Raw genomic sequence first — 15,663 nt, forward strand, 5'->3', positions numbered from 1 at the left:
CCTTCGGCGGAGTGCCCGCTTCGGCGCCGGGGGCCGAGGTGGGGTCCCTCGCCCCGGACGCCGGATCACCCCTGGCTAGGCTGAGCACGGCAACACATCGTGAACACAACAAGGAGCAGACGTGAGCGAGCCGGCGTCCATCGCCCTGCAGCAGGAGATCGCCCGGGAACTCCAGGTCGCCGAGACCTTCGAGGCCGAGCGGGAGATCGAGCGCCGGGTGGCGTTCCTCGCCGAGCGGCTGACCTCCAGCGGCCTGCGCTCCCTCGTGCTCGGTATCAGTGGCGGCGTCGACTCGACCACGACGGGCCGACTGTGCCAGCTCGCCGTCGAGCGGGCGCGGGCCGCCGGTCATGAGGCCCGCTTCTACGCGATGCGGCTGCCCTACGGGGTCCAGGCCGACGAGCACGACGCCCAGCTCGCGCTCTCCTTCATCCAGGCCGACCACACGCTGACCGTGGACATCAAGCCCGCGAGCGACGCCGCGCTTCACGCCTCCCTGAGCGCGGGAGTGAGCTTCCGGGACGCCGCCCACCAGGACTTCGTGCACGGCAACATCAAGGCCCGCCAGCGCATGATCGCCCAGTACGCGGTGGCCGGCGCGCACTCCGGTCTGGTCGTCGGCACCGATCACGCGGCCGAGGCGGTCTCCGGCTTCTTCACCAAGTTCGGCGACGGCGCTGCCGACCTGGTCCCGCTGACCGGCCTGACCAAGCGCCGGGTGCGCGCGGTGGCGGACGCGCTGGGTGCGCCCGCCGAGCTGGTGTGGAAGGTTCCGACGGCCGATCTGGAGACGCTCGACCCGGGAAAGGCCGACGAGGACGCGCTCGGGGTCACGTACGACGACATCGACGACTTCCTGGAGGGCAAGCCGGTGGGCGAGCGCGCCTTCGAAACCATCGTCAACCGCTACCGCCTCACCGACCACAAGCGTCAACTGCCCGTCGCCCCCTGACGGGCGGGCCCTCGTCGCGGCCGGGTGGAGGGCGGTGGGTGGGGCCCTGGTGCGCCGCCCATGTCGAGGAGTTCGTCCACGGGGATGCGGCAGCGGGATTCGTCGGCCCGTCGGCCCGTCGGCAAGGCGATGAGGGGAGAGGTGGGGGCTGACCGGCTTCGGTGCCGACTTGGGCCGACCGTCGTGCAGCCACGTCACCCGGGGGCTGCGGGCGGCCATCGAGCCGGACTGTGTGCTGCCCCCCCGCCCGCTGCCCGCTGCCCGCTGCCGCGATCAGGCCGCCCCGCCCCTCACGCTGCCAAGTTCGCGATGCCTTCAGCAGGCACCGGCGGCGGAGTCCTCAAGGCTGCGAAGGTACGTCAGGCCGGGGCGGCCGGAGAGCCGCGTCCGGCCGACGACGGTGAAGCCCGTACGGGCCAGCACTGCGCGGGACGCCGCGTTGTCGAGCGTGGTGGCGGCCCGCAGGGCGGTCAAGCCGTAACCGGCGGCGGCAAGGCGGCACACCTCCCGAACGGCCGAGGTGGCCAGCCCCCGGCCCGCGGCCCGCTCCGCGATCCGGTACCCGAGCTCGGCGGCGCCGTCCGCCACGTCCACCAGGTTGACCCGGCCCAGCACGTCGCCCGCAGAGCCGACCAGCAGGTGGAAGTAGCAGGCCCCCGCCTCCTGTTCGGCCAGCAGAGCAAGGTGCCGCTGGTCGAACCGGGCGAAGTAGTCCTCGCCCCGGTCAGGAATGGACGCGGCGAAGTAGTCACGGTTCTCCCGCTCGAAGGCGAGGAGCGCCGGGGCGTGGTCCGGACGAAGCAGCTGCAACTCGGGCACGCGCAGTACTGTACCGACCCGCAACGGCGGTCCACCCGTGCCTTCGCCGGGTCACATGGTGCGGGCCTGCTCGAAGCGGGTGCGGGCCTCGGCCAGATCGACGATCGGGAGGGGGTAGCCGGTCGGGGCGCGATCCGTGTCCTGGAGTTTCCAGGGCTCGTGGATGAACCGGCCCTCCACACCGGCGAGTTCGGGCACCCAGTGCCGCACGTACGCGCCGTGCGGGTCGAAGCGTTTGCCCTGGACGACCGGGTTGAGGACGCGGTTGGGCCGGGTGTCGGTGCCCGTGCCCGCCGCCCACTGCCAGTTGAGCTGGTTGTTGGCGATGTCCCCGTCGACCAGCAGGTCCAGGAAGTGGCGGGCGCCCACCCGCCAGTCGACGTGGAGGGTCTTCGTGAGGAAGCTCGCCACCAGCATCCGGCCCCGGTTGTGCATCCAGCCCTCGTGGGCGAGCTGGCGCATGGCCGCGTCCACCAACGGGTATCCGGTGCGGCCCTCGCGCCAGGCGGCGATCTCCCGCTCGTCGGTACGCCACCGGTCGCCGCGGGCACGGTAGTCCTCGTGTGCCGCGTCCGGGCGGGCCGCCAGGACCTGGTGGTGGAAGTCCCGCCAGGCCAACTGCCGTACGAACGCCAGCGCGCCGGGCGAGCCTTCGCGCCGGGCCAGGTGGACGACCTCGGCGGCGGACAACGCCCCGAAGTGCAGGAAGGGGGAGAGGCGCGAGGTGGCGTCGCCCGCGAGGTCGTCGTGCCCGTCTTCGTACCCGGCGACGCCGGTGGACAGCCATTTCCGCAGTTGCCGCCGCCCCGCCGTCTCACCTCCCTCGGCGAGACCGGGGGAGTGGCCGCCGTTTGCCGTGCGGGGCCGCAGCGGATCCGAGGCGACCTCGGCGACCCTGACCGTGCGGGGGGCTGCCACCAGGTCCCGTACGCCTGCTTGGCTCCAGCGCTTCAAGTACGGGGTGAACACCGCGTAGTGGTCACCGCCGGCGGGGGTGACGGCGCCCGGCGCCAGCGCGGTCACGACCGCGTCGTGCACCGTCAGGGTGCGGCCCGCCCGTTCCAGGGCCGCCCGAAGACGCGCCTCACGCCGCGCGGCGTAGTGGGTGACTCCGGCTGCGACGTGCACCCGGCCCGCACCCGCGGCAGCCGCGACCGCGCAGACCTGCTCCACCACATCACCGGCGCGCAGGACCAGATGCCCTCCGCGCGCTCGTAGCCCGGCAGCCAGATCGGCCAGGCAGTCGGCCAGGAACGCCCTCCGGTTGGGCGCGTCGAACCCGGCTGTGCGTACCCCGTCGTCGTACACGAACAACGGCACGATCCGCGCCGACTCGCGCAGAGCGGCAACGAGCACCGGATTGTCGTGCAGGCGCAGATCGGATGTGAACAGCACTACGGACACGGTCACCTGGTCGCTCTCCTCTGATGCGCACCACTTCCTTCACACAGCGATCTTCCTGGACATCGTTGGCCATGAAGGGGATTCGTAGCCGGTGCGCCGGTGGATTGGCTTCCCTGTCGTCTTCCGGCGAGAGCGATCCGAACGCTTCGTCAAGCTCCCGTAGGCGGCCAGAAGATCCCCCCGACCGGCTGCGGCACGACCTGAGCCACAGGTCCTACCCTTCGTCAAGCACACATCGTGACGTGAACAGGGGCAGGGAAATGACGATCCACCGACCGGGCCACCCCGAGGACTTGCCGACGCCGGAGGTTCTCTGGGCGCGGTGGGGCCTGCTGGCCGTGCTGGAGGCGACAACCGAAGCGGAGGAGATGCCGCCGGTTCACCGTACGGGTTGCTGGATCGACGGCGCGGGCCTGCACCTCGATGACTCCGGCTGTACGTGGTGGACGCTGGCCAGGATGGGCGAAGGCCGGTTCGTGCTGTACGGCGAGGACGAGTCGAGCGAGGTCAAGTGGCACGAACCGGCCGTCGACATGCTGGCCGGAGCCCCGGACTGGCTTCCGCACGACAAGCTGCGCGATCTGCTCCAAGGATATGAACTCGGCTGTGTCTACTGGTACGAGAACGGGGCCTGGGCACGTGCCCTGTACCCGCAGGACCTGGACGACGACGGTCTCGACTGCGGCATGAGCCGCTTTGTCGACAGGTCCGATGTCCTCAGCATGATCGAGGCCGACGACGACTTCGCGATCGCCCCGGCCCTGGGCAGCGACGCGGGCCCCGCCGATCGCGGTGCCGAGGCCCTGCTGTCCTGCGCCGAGCGGTACGCACTGACGCCGCGGGTGCTGGAATCCCTGGTCGCCGTCACCGGCGACGACGAGCGGGATGTGCCGGCCATGCTGCGGGCGCTTCGCCGCACGGGCCTTGCGGGCGAGTCGGCTGCGGCCGAGGTGGCCGGGGCGCGGCGGACTGCGGCCTCAACTGCCGTATGAGACAAGGTGCGACGCCATCCCGGCCCTGCTGACACACCCCGGCAAGCCTGCCCGGAACGGAAGAACTCCTCGTCGTCGTACGCCCCAACTTTCTCGGTCGGGGGCCCGTCGTGGCGCTCACGTACTCGCCTGCAACGGCCGCCGGAGCAGATACCCGGCCGCGGTTGTGGCCAGGAGGGTCATGCACGCGATGAACACCAGCCCCGCGCCTTCCAGACCGAGGGGGCCCGTCAGGACGCCGACGCCGATCACGGGCACCGAGATGCCCGCATAGGCCACCACGAACAGCGTGGAGATCACCGCCGCGCGCTGGTCCGCGGCCGACACCTCGGCGACCGCTGAGAGCGCCGCGCGAAACGCCAGCCCCTGCCCGGCGCCGCCGACGACGGCGCTCAGCACCATCAGCACCAGCAGGTCCCACCGGAGCGCGCCCGCGAGCAGGGCCAGCCCGGCGAGGAGGACCGCACAGCCCAGCGGCAGCGACCGTCCCACGCCGACCCTGCCGACGGCCAGTTGCCCGGCGGTCGACGCGAAGAAGGCCAGCGCGACCACCAGCCCGCCGACGGCATGGTTGTGCACGCCCAGGGACTCCGCGAGGAAGGCCGGGCTGACGGAGGTGAACACCCCGAACAGGGCGAACCCCGCGAACGACGCGATGGCCGCGGGCACGAACACCGCCCGTACCCGCTTGGGCAGACCGGGCCGCTGCGGCCGTACGGCGCTCAGCGGCTGGGGCTCCCGTACCGTCTCCGGGAGCCCCAGCAGGACAGCGGCCGAGCCGACGACCAGGGCGAGGTACACGGCGAACGGCAGGTACAGGGGCCAACGGGCATACTGCGCGAGCACTCCGGCGAGCAGCGGGCCGCAGCCCAGGCCGCCCATGTTGACGGCCGTCGCCACGAACGTCGCCCGCGCGGCGCCACCGCGCGGCGCCAGGTCCATCACGTACGCGCTCGCGGCCCCGGTGAACAGACCGGCGGACAGCCCCGACATCAGCCGCCCCGCGTACAGCCAGCCGAGACCGGTGGCGCAGAGGAAGCAGATGGCGCTCGCTGCTGCGAACCCCAGGCCCGCCAGCAGCACCGGACGCCTGCCCACGGTGTCCGACGCGTTGCCCGCCAGCAGGAGCACGCCGATGACGCCGAAGGCGTACACGGAGTACACGAGGGTGACCGTCAGCTCGGAGAAACCGAACTTCTCCTGATAGAGGCCGTAAAGGGGAGTCGGCAGCGTGGTGCCCACCATGCACACCGCGAACACCGCGCCGCCGAGCAAACACTGACGCCACCCTCGGAGATCACCGTCCATGCCCCAGACGGTAACGCCGTGGCTAGCGTCGATCCGACGCCGCGGCCCCGTGTCCGTGCTGCCTGTTGGTCCAGGATCGAATCCCGCGTGGCCCGGGTCGCTTCGCCCAGCGACCGGCCGGGGGTGTGCAGCACAGCGTGGACCGTTGCGCGTGGCACCCCCGGAGCAGCGTCAACTCCACCGCCGGATGCACCGCACCCGGCACACACAACACCGCATCCGACAGCTCGAAGCCCCGCGCGGTCAGACACGCGTACAACTCGTGGGTGAGGCTGCTGTCTGAAGCCGCTGCGTGCGAGGCGTTCGCGGAAGCGTCACGCTTTCGGGAACCACGACGAAGGCCGTGCGAGGCGTGAGGACCGCTCAGTCGGGCAGCGCGACCGTGAGGTCCACCTCGACCAGCTGCCCGGCGAAGCCCAACTGCGCAACCCCCAAGAGCGTGCTGGCGGACGTGAACGCCGGTCCGAGGACGGAAGCGGTAAGCCGGCTCCAGGCGATGCCCAGGTCCTCCCTGTCGTCGCTCCGCACGTAGATCACTGAACGCACCACGTGCTGTGGCTGGGCATTCACTGCCGCGAGGGCGGCGAGTGCGTTCGCGACGACCTGGTCGACTTGCGTCTCGAGGGCGCCCGGACCAACGAGGGAGCCACACTGATCGAGCGGGCACTGCCCTGCCAGGTAAGCCGTTCGGCCGGCTTCCACAACGGTGATGTGGTGATAGCCCGGCGTCTCATGTAACTGGTCGGGGTTGAAGCGGGTGATCTTCGCAGTCATGTCACGAGTCTGACGAGCCTGCCGCAGAAGCGCATCGCAATTTGCCCCACGGCACGACCAGCCGTCACGGCATGAGGTTGAACAACAGGTTGAGGGCGGGGGCGTGAGCGAGTCCGGCTCGGTCGGGCACAGCGTCGACCGGGGCGGTCAACCGTCCTTCGGCCTTTCAGCCCCGCCTCGTTCCGGTCTCGGCGGCAGCGAAAAGGGAGCGTCGTTCGCGTCAGGACCGGGCCCTGGGCGGGCCCGGTCCTGGGCTGGGTTATTCGGTGATCCGGACCGCGCCGGACGGGCAGAGGCCGACCGCTCGGCGGGCGGCGGCTTGACGGTCGGCGCCGGGATCGGGCATGAGCAGCTCGACGAGGCCGTCGTCGTCCTGGTTGAAGACCTCGGGGGCGGTCAGCGCGCACAGACCGGCGCCGATGCAGACGGTCCGGTCGGCGGACACCTTGACGGTGCCTTCCATCGGCTTCATGGCCCCTCCTCGTGGCGCGGTCACCAGGTGACCGGGAGTTCGTTGACGCCTTGGATCGTCGTACCGGGGCGCAGTGTCAGCCGGTCGACCGGGACGGCCAGGCGCAGCGTCGGGATGCGGTCGAAGAGCGTGGCGATGATGACTTCGAGTTCCAGGCGGGCCAGGTTCTGGCCGAGGCACTGGTGGACGCCGAAGCCGAAGGCGATGTGGTGGCGGGCCGAACGGTGCACATCGAAGGTGTCCGGATCCCGGAAGACCGAACCGTCCCGGTTGGCAATGGAGTTGGTGACGATCACGCCCTCGCCCGCGCGGATGAGGTGGCCGTCGATCTCGATGTCGGCCGTGGCGATCCGCCCACCGGCGATGTCGGCGATGGCGAGATAGCGCAGCAGTTCCTCGACTGCCCCGGGGACCAGGCCCGGATCGGCGCGCAGAGCCGCGTGCTGCTCGGGGTGTTCCAGCAGCGTGATGACGCTGAGCGAGGTCATCGAGGCCGTCGTCTCGTGTCCCGCGACGAGAAGCAGGAGGGCGGTCGAGATGAGTTCCTCGCGGTCGATGCCGCCGCTCGCCAGCTGCTCTGTGACCAGTGTGCCCAGCAGTCCGGGGCCGGGCTCGGCCTCCAGTCGGGTGATCAGGGTGTCCAGGTAGGCCCGGAGGTCGTCGCGCGCGGCCACCGCGCCCGCCACGTCGGTCGCCTGGACCAGCCGCTTGCTCGCGTCCTGGAAGAAGTCGTGGTCGGCGTACGGCACGCCCAGGAGTTGGCAGATCACCATGGACGGGACGGGCAGCGCGAACTGACTCACCAGGTCCGCGGGCGGTCCGGCACGGAGCATGTCGTCGATGAAGCCGTGCACGATGCGCTCGATGTCCTTGCGCATCCCCTTGATGCGCTTCACCGTGAACTCGCTGATCAACATCCGCCGCCGGGGGCCGTGTTCGGGCGGGTCCATGCTGATGAACGCCGGACGCTGCTGCCGGAAGGCCTGGAAGCGGGGCGATGTGGCGGGGAAGGCGGCATCGGTGCGGTCGGAGGACAGCCTGGGGTCGGCGAGTAACGAGCGCGCCGTCTGGTGTCCCGTCACCACCCAGGCCCGCCGGCCGTCGTAGAGGGTCACGGGATGCAGTGCGCCGGGCTCGTCCCGCAGCCGGCTGTACGCCTCGGGAAGCTGGTAGGGGCAGGTGCGGTCGGCCGGGAAGGCGGGAGCGTCGTGCGTCTGGAGTGTTGCGGCAGCCTCGGTCATCGAATCCCTCGAAACCTCAGACGTTTAAAGAACGGACAGTTCTCTAACTGGAAGGCTAGACTGCCCACTTAGGGAACGCAACGGTCTCTAAGGGAATCCTGGGGGAGTCGCGGTGTCATCGAACGCCGAGGGAGCCGCCGAACCGGCCGCTGACCACCGCAAAGGTCCCCGGCGCCGGGGCGGGGAACTGGAAATCGCCATCTTGGCGGCCACGCTGGATGAACTCACCGAGGTGGGGTACCCCGCGCTGACGATGGACCGCGTCGCCGCTCGGGCCCGTACCGGCAAGGCCGCCGTCTACCGCCGCTGGTCCAGCCGGGCCGAACTGGTCGTGGACGCCTGCAAGTTGCGTGGCTTCGCCGATGTCTCCATCCCCGACACCGGCACCCTGCGCACCGATGTGATCGCCCTGCTGCGGCAGATGTCCGCCAAGATGGACAGCCCCCTCGGCGGTATCCTGCGCGGGCTCCTCGCCGAGATGGCGCGCGACGCCGAGCTCGCCGGGCTGATCCGGGAGCACATCCACAAGGCCGGGCCGCAGACGATCCAGACCATCCTGGAACGCGCCGTCGAGCGCGGTGAGGTCCAGGCATGGGTCCTCGGCTCCCGAAGAGCCAGCGTGGCGACCGATCTGCTGCGCAACGAGTTCCTGCTGTTCGGCGCCCCCGTCGACGACGAGGTCATCACGGAAATCGTCGACGACGTGTACCTGCCCCTAGTCCTGAACCCGACGCCGAACCCACCGGGCGGGTAGGTCTGCGCCGGCGGCGCTTACCCCCGCGCTGGTGAACACCCCGCGGTCCGGCGGCGCGCACCACCTGGCGCGCCACGCATGGGTGAGTATGGACGGATGAACACTGCAGAGGTTTTGGCGGACGCGTTCGGGCGCGTCCAGGAGGAAGTGCACGCCGTGGTCGACGGTCTCTCGCCCGAGGAGCTCGCTCACCGGCCGAGCGACACGGCGAATTCGATCGGCTGGCTGGTCTGGCACCTCACTCGCGTCCAGGACGACCATGTCGCCGACGCCGCCGGCCTGGACCAGGTGTGGACCGCCCAGGGGTGGGCCGACCGGTTCCAACTGCCGCTCGGCGACGAGGAGACCGGGTACGGGCACACGGCCAAGCAGGTGGCATCGGTTCGTGGCATCTCCGCCGACCAGTTGCGCGGTTACCACGACGCCGTCCACGAGCAGACCGTGTCCTTCGTGCGCGGACTCGACGAGGCGGCGCTCGACCGCGTCGTGGACGAGCGATGGACGCCGCACGTCACCCTCGGCGTCCGGCTGATCAGCTTCCTCTCCGATGACCTCCAGCACGTCGGTCAGGCCGCGTATGTCCGGGGACTGCTGCAGGAACGACGCTGACGACAGGTTGAACGCGGGCAGTGGACCCCAACAACCCCAATCCGGTTGGTGGTTGATGCCGTTTTTCTGGGCGGTCCGCGCGTACACCGGAACCGGGCCGGAGCGCCCGGTGTTGCGCCGTATGGGGCAGGGCGGATGGGCTGGGCCCGGTGGGCTCAGTGGAGGCAGAGGCAGAACGGATGGCCGGCCGGGTCCGCGTACACGCGCCAGTTGGCATCCGGGCGGATCTGGTCCGTCCGTTCCAGCACGGTGGCTCCCAGGGCCAGTGCCCGCTTTTCCTCCCCGTCGAGGTCATCCACGTCGAAGTCCAGGTGGAGCTGTTGCGGGTGCTGCTGGCCGGGCCATTCGGGTGGTTGGTAGCCGTCCACCCGCTGGCAGGCCAGCGGCGTCCCCTCGAACCCGTGCACCTCGACCCACTCGGCGTCATCCTGATCGGCGACCACCCGGCCGCCAAGCAGATCCGCGTAGAACTCCGCGAGCCGTACCGGATCGGCACAGTCCAGCGCGATCGCTTGCAGCTTTCGAATCACTTCCGGCACCCCTCGCTCTTGGGCCGCTTCCGCGACGCCGTTGTACGGGAGGGGGCGTACCCGCCGCGGCGGCGGGCATGCGCGCCCGCGCATGCCAGGGCCCCGGCCGCCGCTCGGCGAGCACCGGGGACATCGGTGCGTCCTGCCGCCACGACCCGGACCCCGCGCGCCAGTTCGGCGTCTCGGGATCGAGGTCGTGAACGGCAGGACGCCGGGCTCAGGCCTCTTTGGCCGTGCTCACCCTGGGCTTGCGTGTCAGTGCTGTCGCGGCCAGGGCGACGGCGATGACGGCGCAGAGCACCGTGAGCTTGGTGGCACCCGTGAACGTACTGCCCAGACTGCCCCTCAGCAGGTGCACCGAGTTGAGCGCCGTGGTCACCGAGTGGATGACGACGGTGCCGAGGGCGGCGGCCGCGCCGACCATCCAGGCCCACACCGCGTCGTGCACCGGCAGCAGGCAGGCCAGCGTGAGGCAGGCGGCGGCGATGATCATGGACACGCCGGCCGCCGGGTCGCCGGCGCGCAGGTCCAGGATGTCGGTCGGCACATGAATCGCGCCGATCACCAGCAGAACGACCGCCGCGGGCCAGCGCAGGACGGACCGTACGGGCGTCCATGCGGAGGACGGCCCTAGGGCCTCCGTCCTGGCCACGACCACCACCTCCGGGGCGCTCGGGCTCCCGGCCGGGGGTGCGCTCGGGACGGGGGGTGCGACGGCCGCCCGCTCTCCGGTCAGGGCCGCGGCCAGGGCGGACGGCGTAATGCCCGCCGGTTCCGCGGTCGGGGTAGCGGGAGGGGCGGCGGTCGGGGCGGCGGTCGGGGCGACCGGCGCAGGCGCGTCCGGCGCTTCGGCCGTGGCGGGGATGGACGGCGCAGGTACCTCCGGCACTGCGGCCGCGACCGGGACGGACGGCGCAGTGGCTTCCGGCGCTTCGGCCGTGACGGGGAGGACGGATGGCGCAATGGCCTCCGGTTCCTCCGGGGAGTGGGCCGTCTGGGGGAGGGGTCCGCTGCCGTCCGGGCCGAAGCTGGTGATCAGCGCGACCACGTCCTCGATGGGTCGCTCCATCGCGGCCGCGCGCAGCGCGGTCTCGGCGTCCTCGGGGGTGCTGGGGGGTTCGTGCAGCAGAGAGATCAGCTGGTGGACCTCGTTCAGGGAACGGGAGACCACGGCCAGGCGCAGTGCCTGGTCGCCGGGCCCCGGGTGTTCACCGGCCTTGTTCAGGAGGTGTACGAGCGAGGCGACCTCGTGCATGGGGCGGTAGGTGGCCACTGCGCGAAGCAGGGCGACTCTGGGTTCGTCCCCGAGGGGTATGGGGATCTGCTCGTCCTGTGAGGGGCTGTGATCGGATGCCATGACTGGTTTCCTTTGCTGTGCCTCGACGCGACGCCGCTACGTCCGGCTGTCACGGTGCGTCATAGGGGATGCACATACGGCCTATAAGAGCCCAAAAGGTCAACCCCCGCCATTCGTGCGCCGACACGGCCCCAGCGACCGGCGCGCCCCGGGCCGAGCCGCGGTCCCGGGCAGCCAGGAGTGCGGCGGAGTGAACCAGGTGGCATGCCGGGGCCGATCGGGTGGCGGCGGACTGTCGTACCGGGTTCCGGCCGTGTGGGGGGTGATGGTGGTCGGGGCGGGCGGAGTGTCCGCGGCGCCTGGTGATCGACGGGAGCTCGTGTCTGTGGCGGATGTCGTGGGAAGCCGTACGTGTCTGCGGGCTCGTCCCGCCGACTTCTGGTTCGTGCTCGGGGCGGGCCTGCACGGGCGACTGCTGACGGAGCGTCTGTCGAACTCGTTCACCTGGGAGTTCGGGGACCGCTGCGCGGTGGTGCGCAGCGAGGAGCTCCTGCTGGGTGTGCGCGGTGGCCGACTGACCCTGCACGATCTGGACGGGTGCGAGCTGGCCGCGCCGAGAGTCGCGTACGCGAGGGTGTGGACCCCCGCCGTGGGCACGGATCGTGAGATCACGCTGCTGCGGCATCTGGAGGCGATGGGAACCGTCCTGCTGAACCCGGTCGACGCGGTGCTCGTGTGCCTCAACAAGTTCTGGCATCTGCAGCAGTTGGCGCTCGCGGGACTCGCCGTGCCCGACACCCAGACCTATGCCGACGCGCCGCTGGAGGTCGCCGTCCGGGCGGCGGGGCTGCCGGAGCCGTGTGTGGTGAAGGCCGTCCGCGGACACCGCGGCGAGCAGGTGTTCCTGGCACCGGACACAGCCATGCTCCGGGGCATCCAGGGCAGCCTCAATCAGGACACTCCCTACCTGTTCCAGGAGTACGTCGCGCACTCCCACGGGCGCGATCTGCGGGTGGTCGTCGTCGACGGTCACGCGGTCGCGGCGCAGGTCCGCACGGCGGTCGACGGGGACTTCCGCTCCAATCTGGCGCTCGGCGGGACGGCGACCCTGTGCGCCGGGCGCTATCCCCACGCCGAGGAACTCGCCGTACGAGCCGCCGAGGTGCTGGGCCTGGGCATCGCGGGGGTCGACCTGCTCTTCACCCCCGGTGGCGGATTCACCATCTGCGAGGTAAATGCCAACGTCGGCTGGCACGATCGGATGGAGCACCTCATCACGCCCGCCCTCCTGGCCGCCTGCCACGCCCGCCTCAGCGGCACGGACCGGACCGCAGCGGTGGCTCGGTGACCGGCACCGAAAACCCCGCAAGCAGCCCCGCCACGGACGCGTTGCCCCACTCACTGCGTCGCTGGCCGCTGCTGCGGAACCCCAACTTCCGGCTCTTCGCGCTCGGCCAGACGGCGTCCAACACCGGTACGTGGATGCAGAAGGTGGCCCAGGACTGGCTCGCGCTGGAGCTGTCGCACGGCAACGGCACCGTCCTGGGCATCATCACGGCCCTGCAGTTCCTGCCGCTCCTGCTGCTCGGCCCGTACGGCGGCGTACTCGTGGACCGGTACTCCAGGCGGCGCACCCTGCTGGCCACCCAGTCGGTCATGGCGGCCCTCGCGCTGGTCCCCGCCGTGCTCGTCCTGACCGGAACGGCCCGGCTGGGCGCCCTCTATCCCTTGGCCCTGGCGCTCGGGCTCACCATGGTCGTCGAGAAACCGGCGCTCCAGGCGTTCCTGGCGGAAGCCGTCGAACCGGCCCAGCTCGTCAGCGCCCTCGCCTTCAACAGCGCGGTCCTCAACCTCGCCCGCATGGCGGGACCCACACTGGCCGGTCCCCTCATCGTCCTGTTCGGCCCCGGCCCGGCCTTCCTGGCCAACGCGCTGTCCTATCTGACGGTCGTCGCCTGCCTGCTGCGCATGGATCCCCGCGCCCTGCACCCGGGGCCGCCCGTCGCCCGCGCGGCCGGCCAAGTACGGGCCGGACTGCGGTACGTCGCCGAGCGTCCCGACCTGGCCCGCGCCCTCACTCTCGTCGCGATCGTCGCCGCGTTCGGGATGAACTTCCAGCTCACCACCGCGCTCATGGCCACCCAGGTCTACCAGGCGACAGCGAGCTCCTTCGGGCTGGGGAACGCGGCCCTGGCCGCCGGATCCGTGATCGGATCGCTGCTCGCCGCGCGCCATCAGCGGACGAGCCCCCAGCAACTGGCGCTTGCCGCCCTCGTCTTCGGCTTACTGGAAACCGCGAGCAGCTTCATGCCGGGCGAACTCAGCTTCCTGCTGCTGCTCGTACCGACGGGAACCGCGCTGCTGGTGTTCCTGACCGCGGCCAAGGCCCGGCTCCAGCTCGGAGTCAGCGAGGACATACGCGGCCGGGTGATGAGCCTGTACACGCTCGCCTCCCTCGGCACGACCCCGCTGGTCGCCCCGTGCATCGGATGGCTCGCCGAGACCCAGGGGCCCCGGGCCGCGCTCGCTCTGGGCGGGGCGGTGTCAGCCGCAGCGGCGATCACCGTCGGCTTCCTCCCGCGGCGCCCCACGGCCACCACGAAACGCCACCCCACGCCCGCCACCGGCTGAGCCACCGGACTCGGCCGCGCGAAACACGGCGTGCGCCGCGCACCGCATGTCTGCTTCGACGGAGGGCATCCGGCCCATGTCGTTCGTGGGGGAGTGGCGAGCACTCGGCGGGCCGACGCGCCCGAGCACGCACGGGACTTGGGGTGGGCCTTGGCCTCGCGAAGACCCTGTTCAGCACCGCCGACCGGACCTTCGGCCCTGGTGGGTTCACAGGTTCCTCGGCCATACTGCCGACCGTGGAACAGCGATCAGAACACCAGTACCTGCCCCTGGGTGGCGCCGCGACGGATCCCGCGTACGTCCCCGGTCTTGTGCCGGCGCGTGCGGTTGCGCCCGAGGAGACCCATGAAGAGGGCGCCGTACCCGAAGCGGACGAGGCCGACGGATTCCGGGCGGCGACCGAAAAGGAAGTCGCTGGTGGCGGGGCGGGTCCGGCCGACGCGGGCGTGCGGGGTTTCGAAGACGAATCCGGCGCCGAGGCGGACGCGGCATCTGACACGGACATGGCCTCCACCGCGGACGGTGGGCCTTCTTGCGAGATGTCCGACCGTCAGGGGTCGTTCGTCGCCGACAGTCGGGGAGTGCGGCTGCGGTTGGCCGACGAAGAGGCCGACTTCCGTTGGGACGAGCTCAGCGCGGTCGAGTACAGCACGCCTCGGTGGTCGCGCCGGTTCGAGATCGTCGTGTACACGCCGGAGCGCCGACGGTTCTCCCACGACGTCCAGGCCGCCGACCGAGCCACCCTCACAGAGTGGACCGAGCAGCTCGAAGCGGTCCTGGACGCGTACTTCGAGGAGTGACGACCCGGCCTGAGTGAGGTCGCCGAGCCGGGCGCCACCCAGCTGCGGGAGGCCGTGCTGCACCGGGCCGGAGCAGGGGGCCTTCGGCAGTGCTCACACCACATGACAGGCCGCGCTGTTCACACACAGGGGTTCACCGACCAGGTGCCGTCCGTTGGTCGATGGCGGCCATGAACTCCAGCATCCGGTGGTTGACTTCCTGCGCGTGGTCGATCTGGGGACCGTGGCCCGTGTGGGAGATGATCTCGGCGCGGGCGCCTGGTATCAGGCGTGGCACGCGTTCCACCTGGCGCTGCGGGTGGACGAGGAGACTGCGCTTGCCGAGCACCAGGTAGAGCGGAGTGCGGATGGTGGAGAGTTCGTTCTCGGCCAGGGGCAGCGGAGCCGGTCGGCGGATGCGGTAGGCGCGCACCGCCGTCCTGACCATGGTGCGCAACTCCGGCACGATGAGCACCGGTTGTTCCAGCCAGGCCGCAAGCCGCGGCCGCAGCGCCCTGGGTGCGAAGGTCGCGAAGAGGCTGGCGAAGATCCAGACGAAGAAGCGCAGCCCCACCTTCTCCAGACCGCCGGGGTCGAGCAGGGTGACCGAGGCCAGGCGGTCCGGCCTGCGGTGCGCCTGGTTCAGGGCGAGCCACCCGCCGTACGAGGACCCTACGAGGTGCACGCGGTCGAGCCCGAGCCCGGCGAGCGCCTCGTCGAGCCACTGCGCGGCGAGCTCGGGCTGATGGATGGGCTGGTGCTGCACGCTGCGTCCGGGGTCCCCCGGCGTGTCGATCGCATAGACGGGCCGACCGGCGGCCAGGGCGGGGGTGTTGGGGTACCACATGGCCGAACAGGATCCCGCGCCGTGCACCAGGACGACGGGGGTACGGGACTGCGCGGCCGCGTCTGCGGGGCCGTACCGGTAGACGTGTGTGGTGCCGAAGCTGGTCTGGACGTCCTGCTCCGTGAGGGCGGGCGCTCCCAAGGCGTAGACCGCCTCGCACGCTTCGAAGTAGCGGTCCCGCCAGACGTCACTCACGTAACGGCCGACGTCGGCACGGGGTCGGGCGATGGTCTCGGACACGGTCACCTCCGGAT

At 71.0% G+C, this 15,663-nt stretch carries 16 protein-coding genes; 7 read left to right on the plus strand and 9 right to left on the minus strand.

Annotation, left to right across the window (positions count from 1 at the left end; translation table 11 throughout):
* The first annotated feature begins 121 nt into the window (after positions 1-121).
* Positions 122-952: an ammonia-dependent NAD(+) synthetase gene (gene nadE, locus OG522_RS33700; protein ID WP_329466831.1), complete on the plus strand. Its 831-nt coding sequence runs from the start codon at positions 122-124 to the stop codon at positions 950-952.
* 315 nt (positions 953-1,267) lie between these two features.
* Here nadE and OG522_RS33705 read toward each other — a convergent pair whose 3' ends face one another.
* Both OG522_RS33705 and OG522_RS33710 read right to left on the minus strand, forming a co-directional pair.
* Positions 1,268-1,771: a GNAT family N-acetyltransferase gene (locus OG522_RS33705; RefSeq protein ID WP_329466832.1), complete on the minus strand. Its 504-nt coding sequence runs from the start codon at positions 1,769-1,771 to the stop codon at positions 1,268-1,270.
* 51 nt (positions 1,772-1,822) lie between these two features.
* Positions 1,823-3,181, minus strand: coding sequence for a cryptochrome/photolyase family protein (locus OG522_RS33710; RefSeq protein WP_329466833.1), 1,359 nt, complete (start codon positions 3,179-3,181; stop codon positions 1,823-1,825).
* A gap of 254 nt (positions 3,182-3,435) precedes the next feature.
* Here OG522_RS33710 and OG522_RS33715 point away from each other — a divergent pair, with 254 nt between their 5' ends.
* The gene (locus OG522_RS33715) at positions 3,436-4,167 is read left to right on the plus strand and encodes a hypothetical protein (protein WP_329466834.1); all 732 of its coding nucleotides are present in this window, start codon (positions 3,436-3,438) and stop codon (positions 4,165-4,167) included.
* Between the two features lie 117 nt (positions 4,168-4,284).
* Here OG522_RS33715 and OG522_RS33720 read toward each other — a convergent pair whose 3' ends face one another.
* The 4 genes from OG522_RS33720 to OG522_RS33735 all read right to left on the minus strand — a co-directional run bounded on the left by OG522_RS33720 (position 4,285) and on the right by OG522_RS33735 (position 7,962).
* Entirely contained in the window at positions 4,285-5,475 is a 1,191-nt protein-coding gene (locus OG522_RS33720) for an MFS transporter (protein WP_329466835.1), read from the minus strand.
* A 363-nt stretch (positions 5,476-5,838) separates the two neighbouring features.
* Positions 5,839-6,249, minus strand: coding sequence for a RidA family protein (locus OG522_RS33725; protein WP_329466836.1), 411 nt, complete (start codon positions 6,247-6,249; stop codon positions 5,839-5,841).
* A gap of 259 nt (positions 6,250-6,508) precedes the next feature.
* Entirely contained in the window at positions 6,509-6,721 is a 213-nt protein-coding gene (locus OG522_RS33730; protein WP_329466837.1) for a ferredoxin, read from the minus strand.
* A gap of 20 nt (positions 6,722-6,741) precedes the next feature.
* Positions 6,742-7,962 (minus strand): cytochrome P450, encoded by a 1,221-nt coding sequence (locus OG522_RS33735; protein ID WP_329466838.1) that lies wholly within the window; start codon positions 7,960-7,962, stop codon positions 6,742-6,744.
* Between the two features lie 112 nt (positions 7,963-8,074).
* Between OG522_RS33735 and OG522_RS33740 the strand changes: the two genes are divergently transcribed.
* Both OG522_RS33740 and OG522_RS33745 read left to right on the plus strand, forming a co-directional pair.
* Positions 8,075-8,716, plus strand: a complete 642-nt coding sequence (locus tag OG522_RS33740; protein WP_329466839.1) for a TetR/AcrR family transcriptional regulator — start codon at positions 8,075-8,077, stop codon at positions 8,714-8,716.
* 96 nt (positions 8,717-8,812) lie between these two features.
* The gene (locus tag OG522_RS33745; protein WP_329466840.1) at positions 8,813-9,325 is read left to right on the plus strand and encodes a mycothiol transferase; all 513 of its coding nucleotides are present in this window, start codon (positions 8,813-8,815) and stop codon (positions 9,323-9,325) included.
* 155 nt (positions 9,326-9,480) lie between these two features.
* Here OG522_RS33745 and OG522_RS33750 read toward each other — a convergent pair whose 3' ends face one another.
* Both OG522_RS33750 and OG522_RS33755 read right to left on the minus strand, forming a co-directional pair.
* A complete protein-coding gene (locus OG522_RS33750; protein ID WP_329466841.1) occupies positions 9,481-9,855 on the minus strand; it encodes a VOC family protein in 375 nt (124 codons plus the stop codon).
* Positions 9,856-10,072: 217 nt separating this feature from the next.
* A complete protein-coding gene (locus tag OG522_RS33755) occupies positions 10,073-11,212 on the minus strand; it encodes a hypothetical protein (protein WP_329466842.1) in 1,140 nt (379 codons plus the stop codon).
* A 325-nt stretch (positions 11,213-11,537) separates the two neighbouring features.
* On the opposite strand from OG522_RS33755, the gene OG522_RS33760 reads away from it, so the two are divergent.
* The 3 genes from OG522_RS33760 to OG522_RS33770 all read left to right on the plus strand — a co-directional run bounded on the left by OG522_RS33760 (position 11,538) and on the right by OG522_RS33770 (position 14,583).
* Positions 11,538-12,500 (plus strand): RimK family alpha-L-glutamate ligase, encoded by a 963-nt coding sequence (locus OG522_RS33760; protein WP_329466843.1) that lies wholly within the window; start codon positions 11,538-11,540, stop codon positions 12,498-12,500.
* On the plus strand, positions 12,497-13,783 hold the full coding sequence (locus tag OG522_RS33765) for an MFS transporter (protein WP_329466844.1): 1,287 nt from the start codon (positions 12,497-12,499) through the stop codon (positions 13,781-13,783). The genes OG522_RS33760 and OG522_RS33765 overlap by 4 nt, the downstream gene beginning before the upstream one ends.
* A gap of 236 nt (positions 13,784-14,019) precedes the next feature.
* Positions 14,020-14,583 (plus strand): hypothetical protein, encoded by a 564-nt coding sequence (locus OG522_RS33770; protein ID WP_329466845.1) that lies wholly within the window; start codon positions 14,020-14,022, stop codon positions 14,581-14,583.
* Between the two features lie 133 nt (positions 14,584-14,716).
* On the opposite strand, the gene OG522_RS33775 is transcribed toward OG522_RS33770, so the two are convergent.
* A complete protein-coding gene (locus tag OG522_RS33775) occupies positions 14,717-15,649 on the minus strand; it encodes an alpha/beta fold hydrolase (protein ID WP_443074780.1) in 933 nt (310 codons plus the stop codon).
* Between the last annotated feature and the right edge of the window lie 14 nt (positions 15,650-15,663).

Origin of the sequence: Streptomyces sp. NBC_01431 (genome assembly GCF_036231355.1) — a bacterium.
In the GTDB taxonomy this organism is placed as follows: domain Bacteria; phylum Actinomycetota; class Actinomycetes; order Streptomycetales; family Streptomycetaceae; genus Streptomyces.

What these genes read in the sequence shown, in the direction of transcription:
- OG522_RS33745 (WP_329466840.1), top strand. Translation starts at nt 8,813, where the DNA reads ATGAACACTGCAGAGGTTTTGGCGGACGCGTTCGGGCGCGTCCAGGAG.
- OG522_RS33725 (WP_329466836.1), bottom strand. Translation starts at nt 6,249, where the DNA reads ATGACTGCGAAGATCACCCGCTTCAACCCCGACCAGTTACATGAGACG.
- OG522_RS33720 (WP_329466835.1), bottom strand. Translation starts at nt 5,475, where the DNA reads ATGGACGGTGATCTCCGAGGGTGGCGTCAGTGTTTGCTCGGCGGCGCG.
- OG522_RS33735 (WP_329466838.1), bottom strand. Translation starts at nt 7,962, where the DNA reads ATGACCGAGGCTGCCGCAACACTCCAGACGCACGACGCTCCCGCCTTC.
- OG522_RS33730 (WP_329466837.1), bottom strand. Translation starts at nt 6,721, where the DNA reads ATGAAGCCGATGGAAGGCACCGTCAAGGTGTCCGCCGACCGGACCGTC.
- OG522_RS33755 (WP_329466842.1), bottom strand. Translation starts at nt 11,212, where the DNA reads ATGGCATCCGATCACAGCCCCTCACAGGACGAGCAGATCCCCATACCC.
- OG522_RS33715 (WP_329466834.1), top strand. Translation starts at nt 3,436, where the DNA reads ATGACGATCCACCGACCGGGCCACCCCGAGGACTTGCCGACGCCGGAG.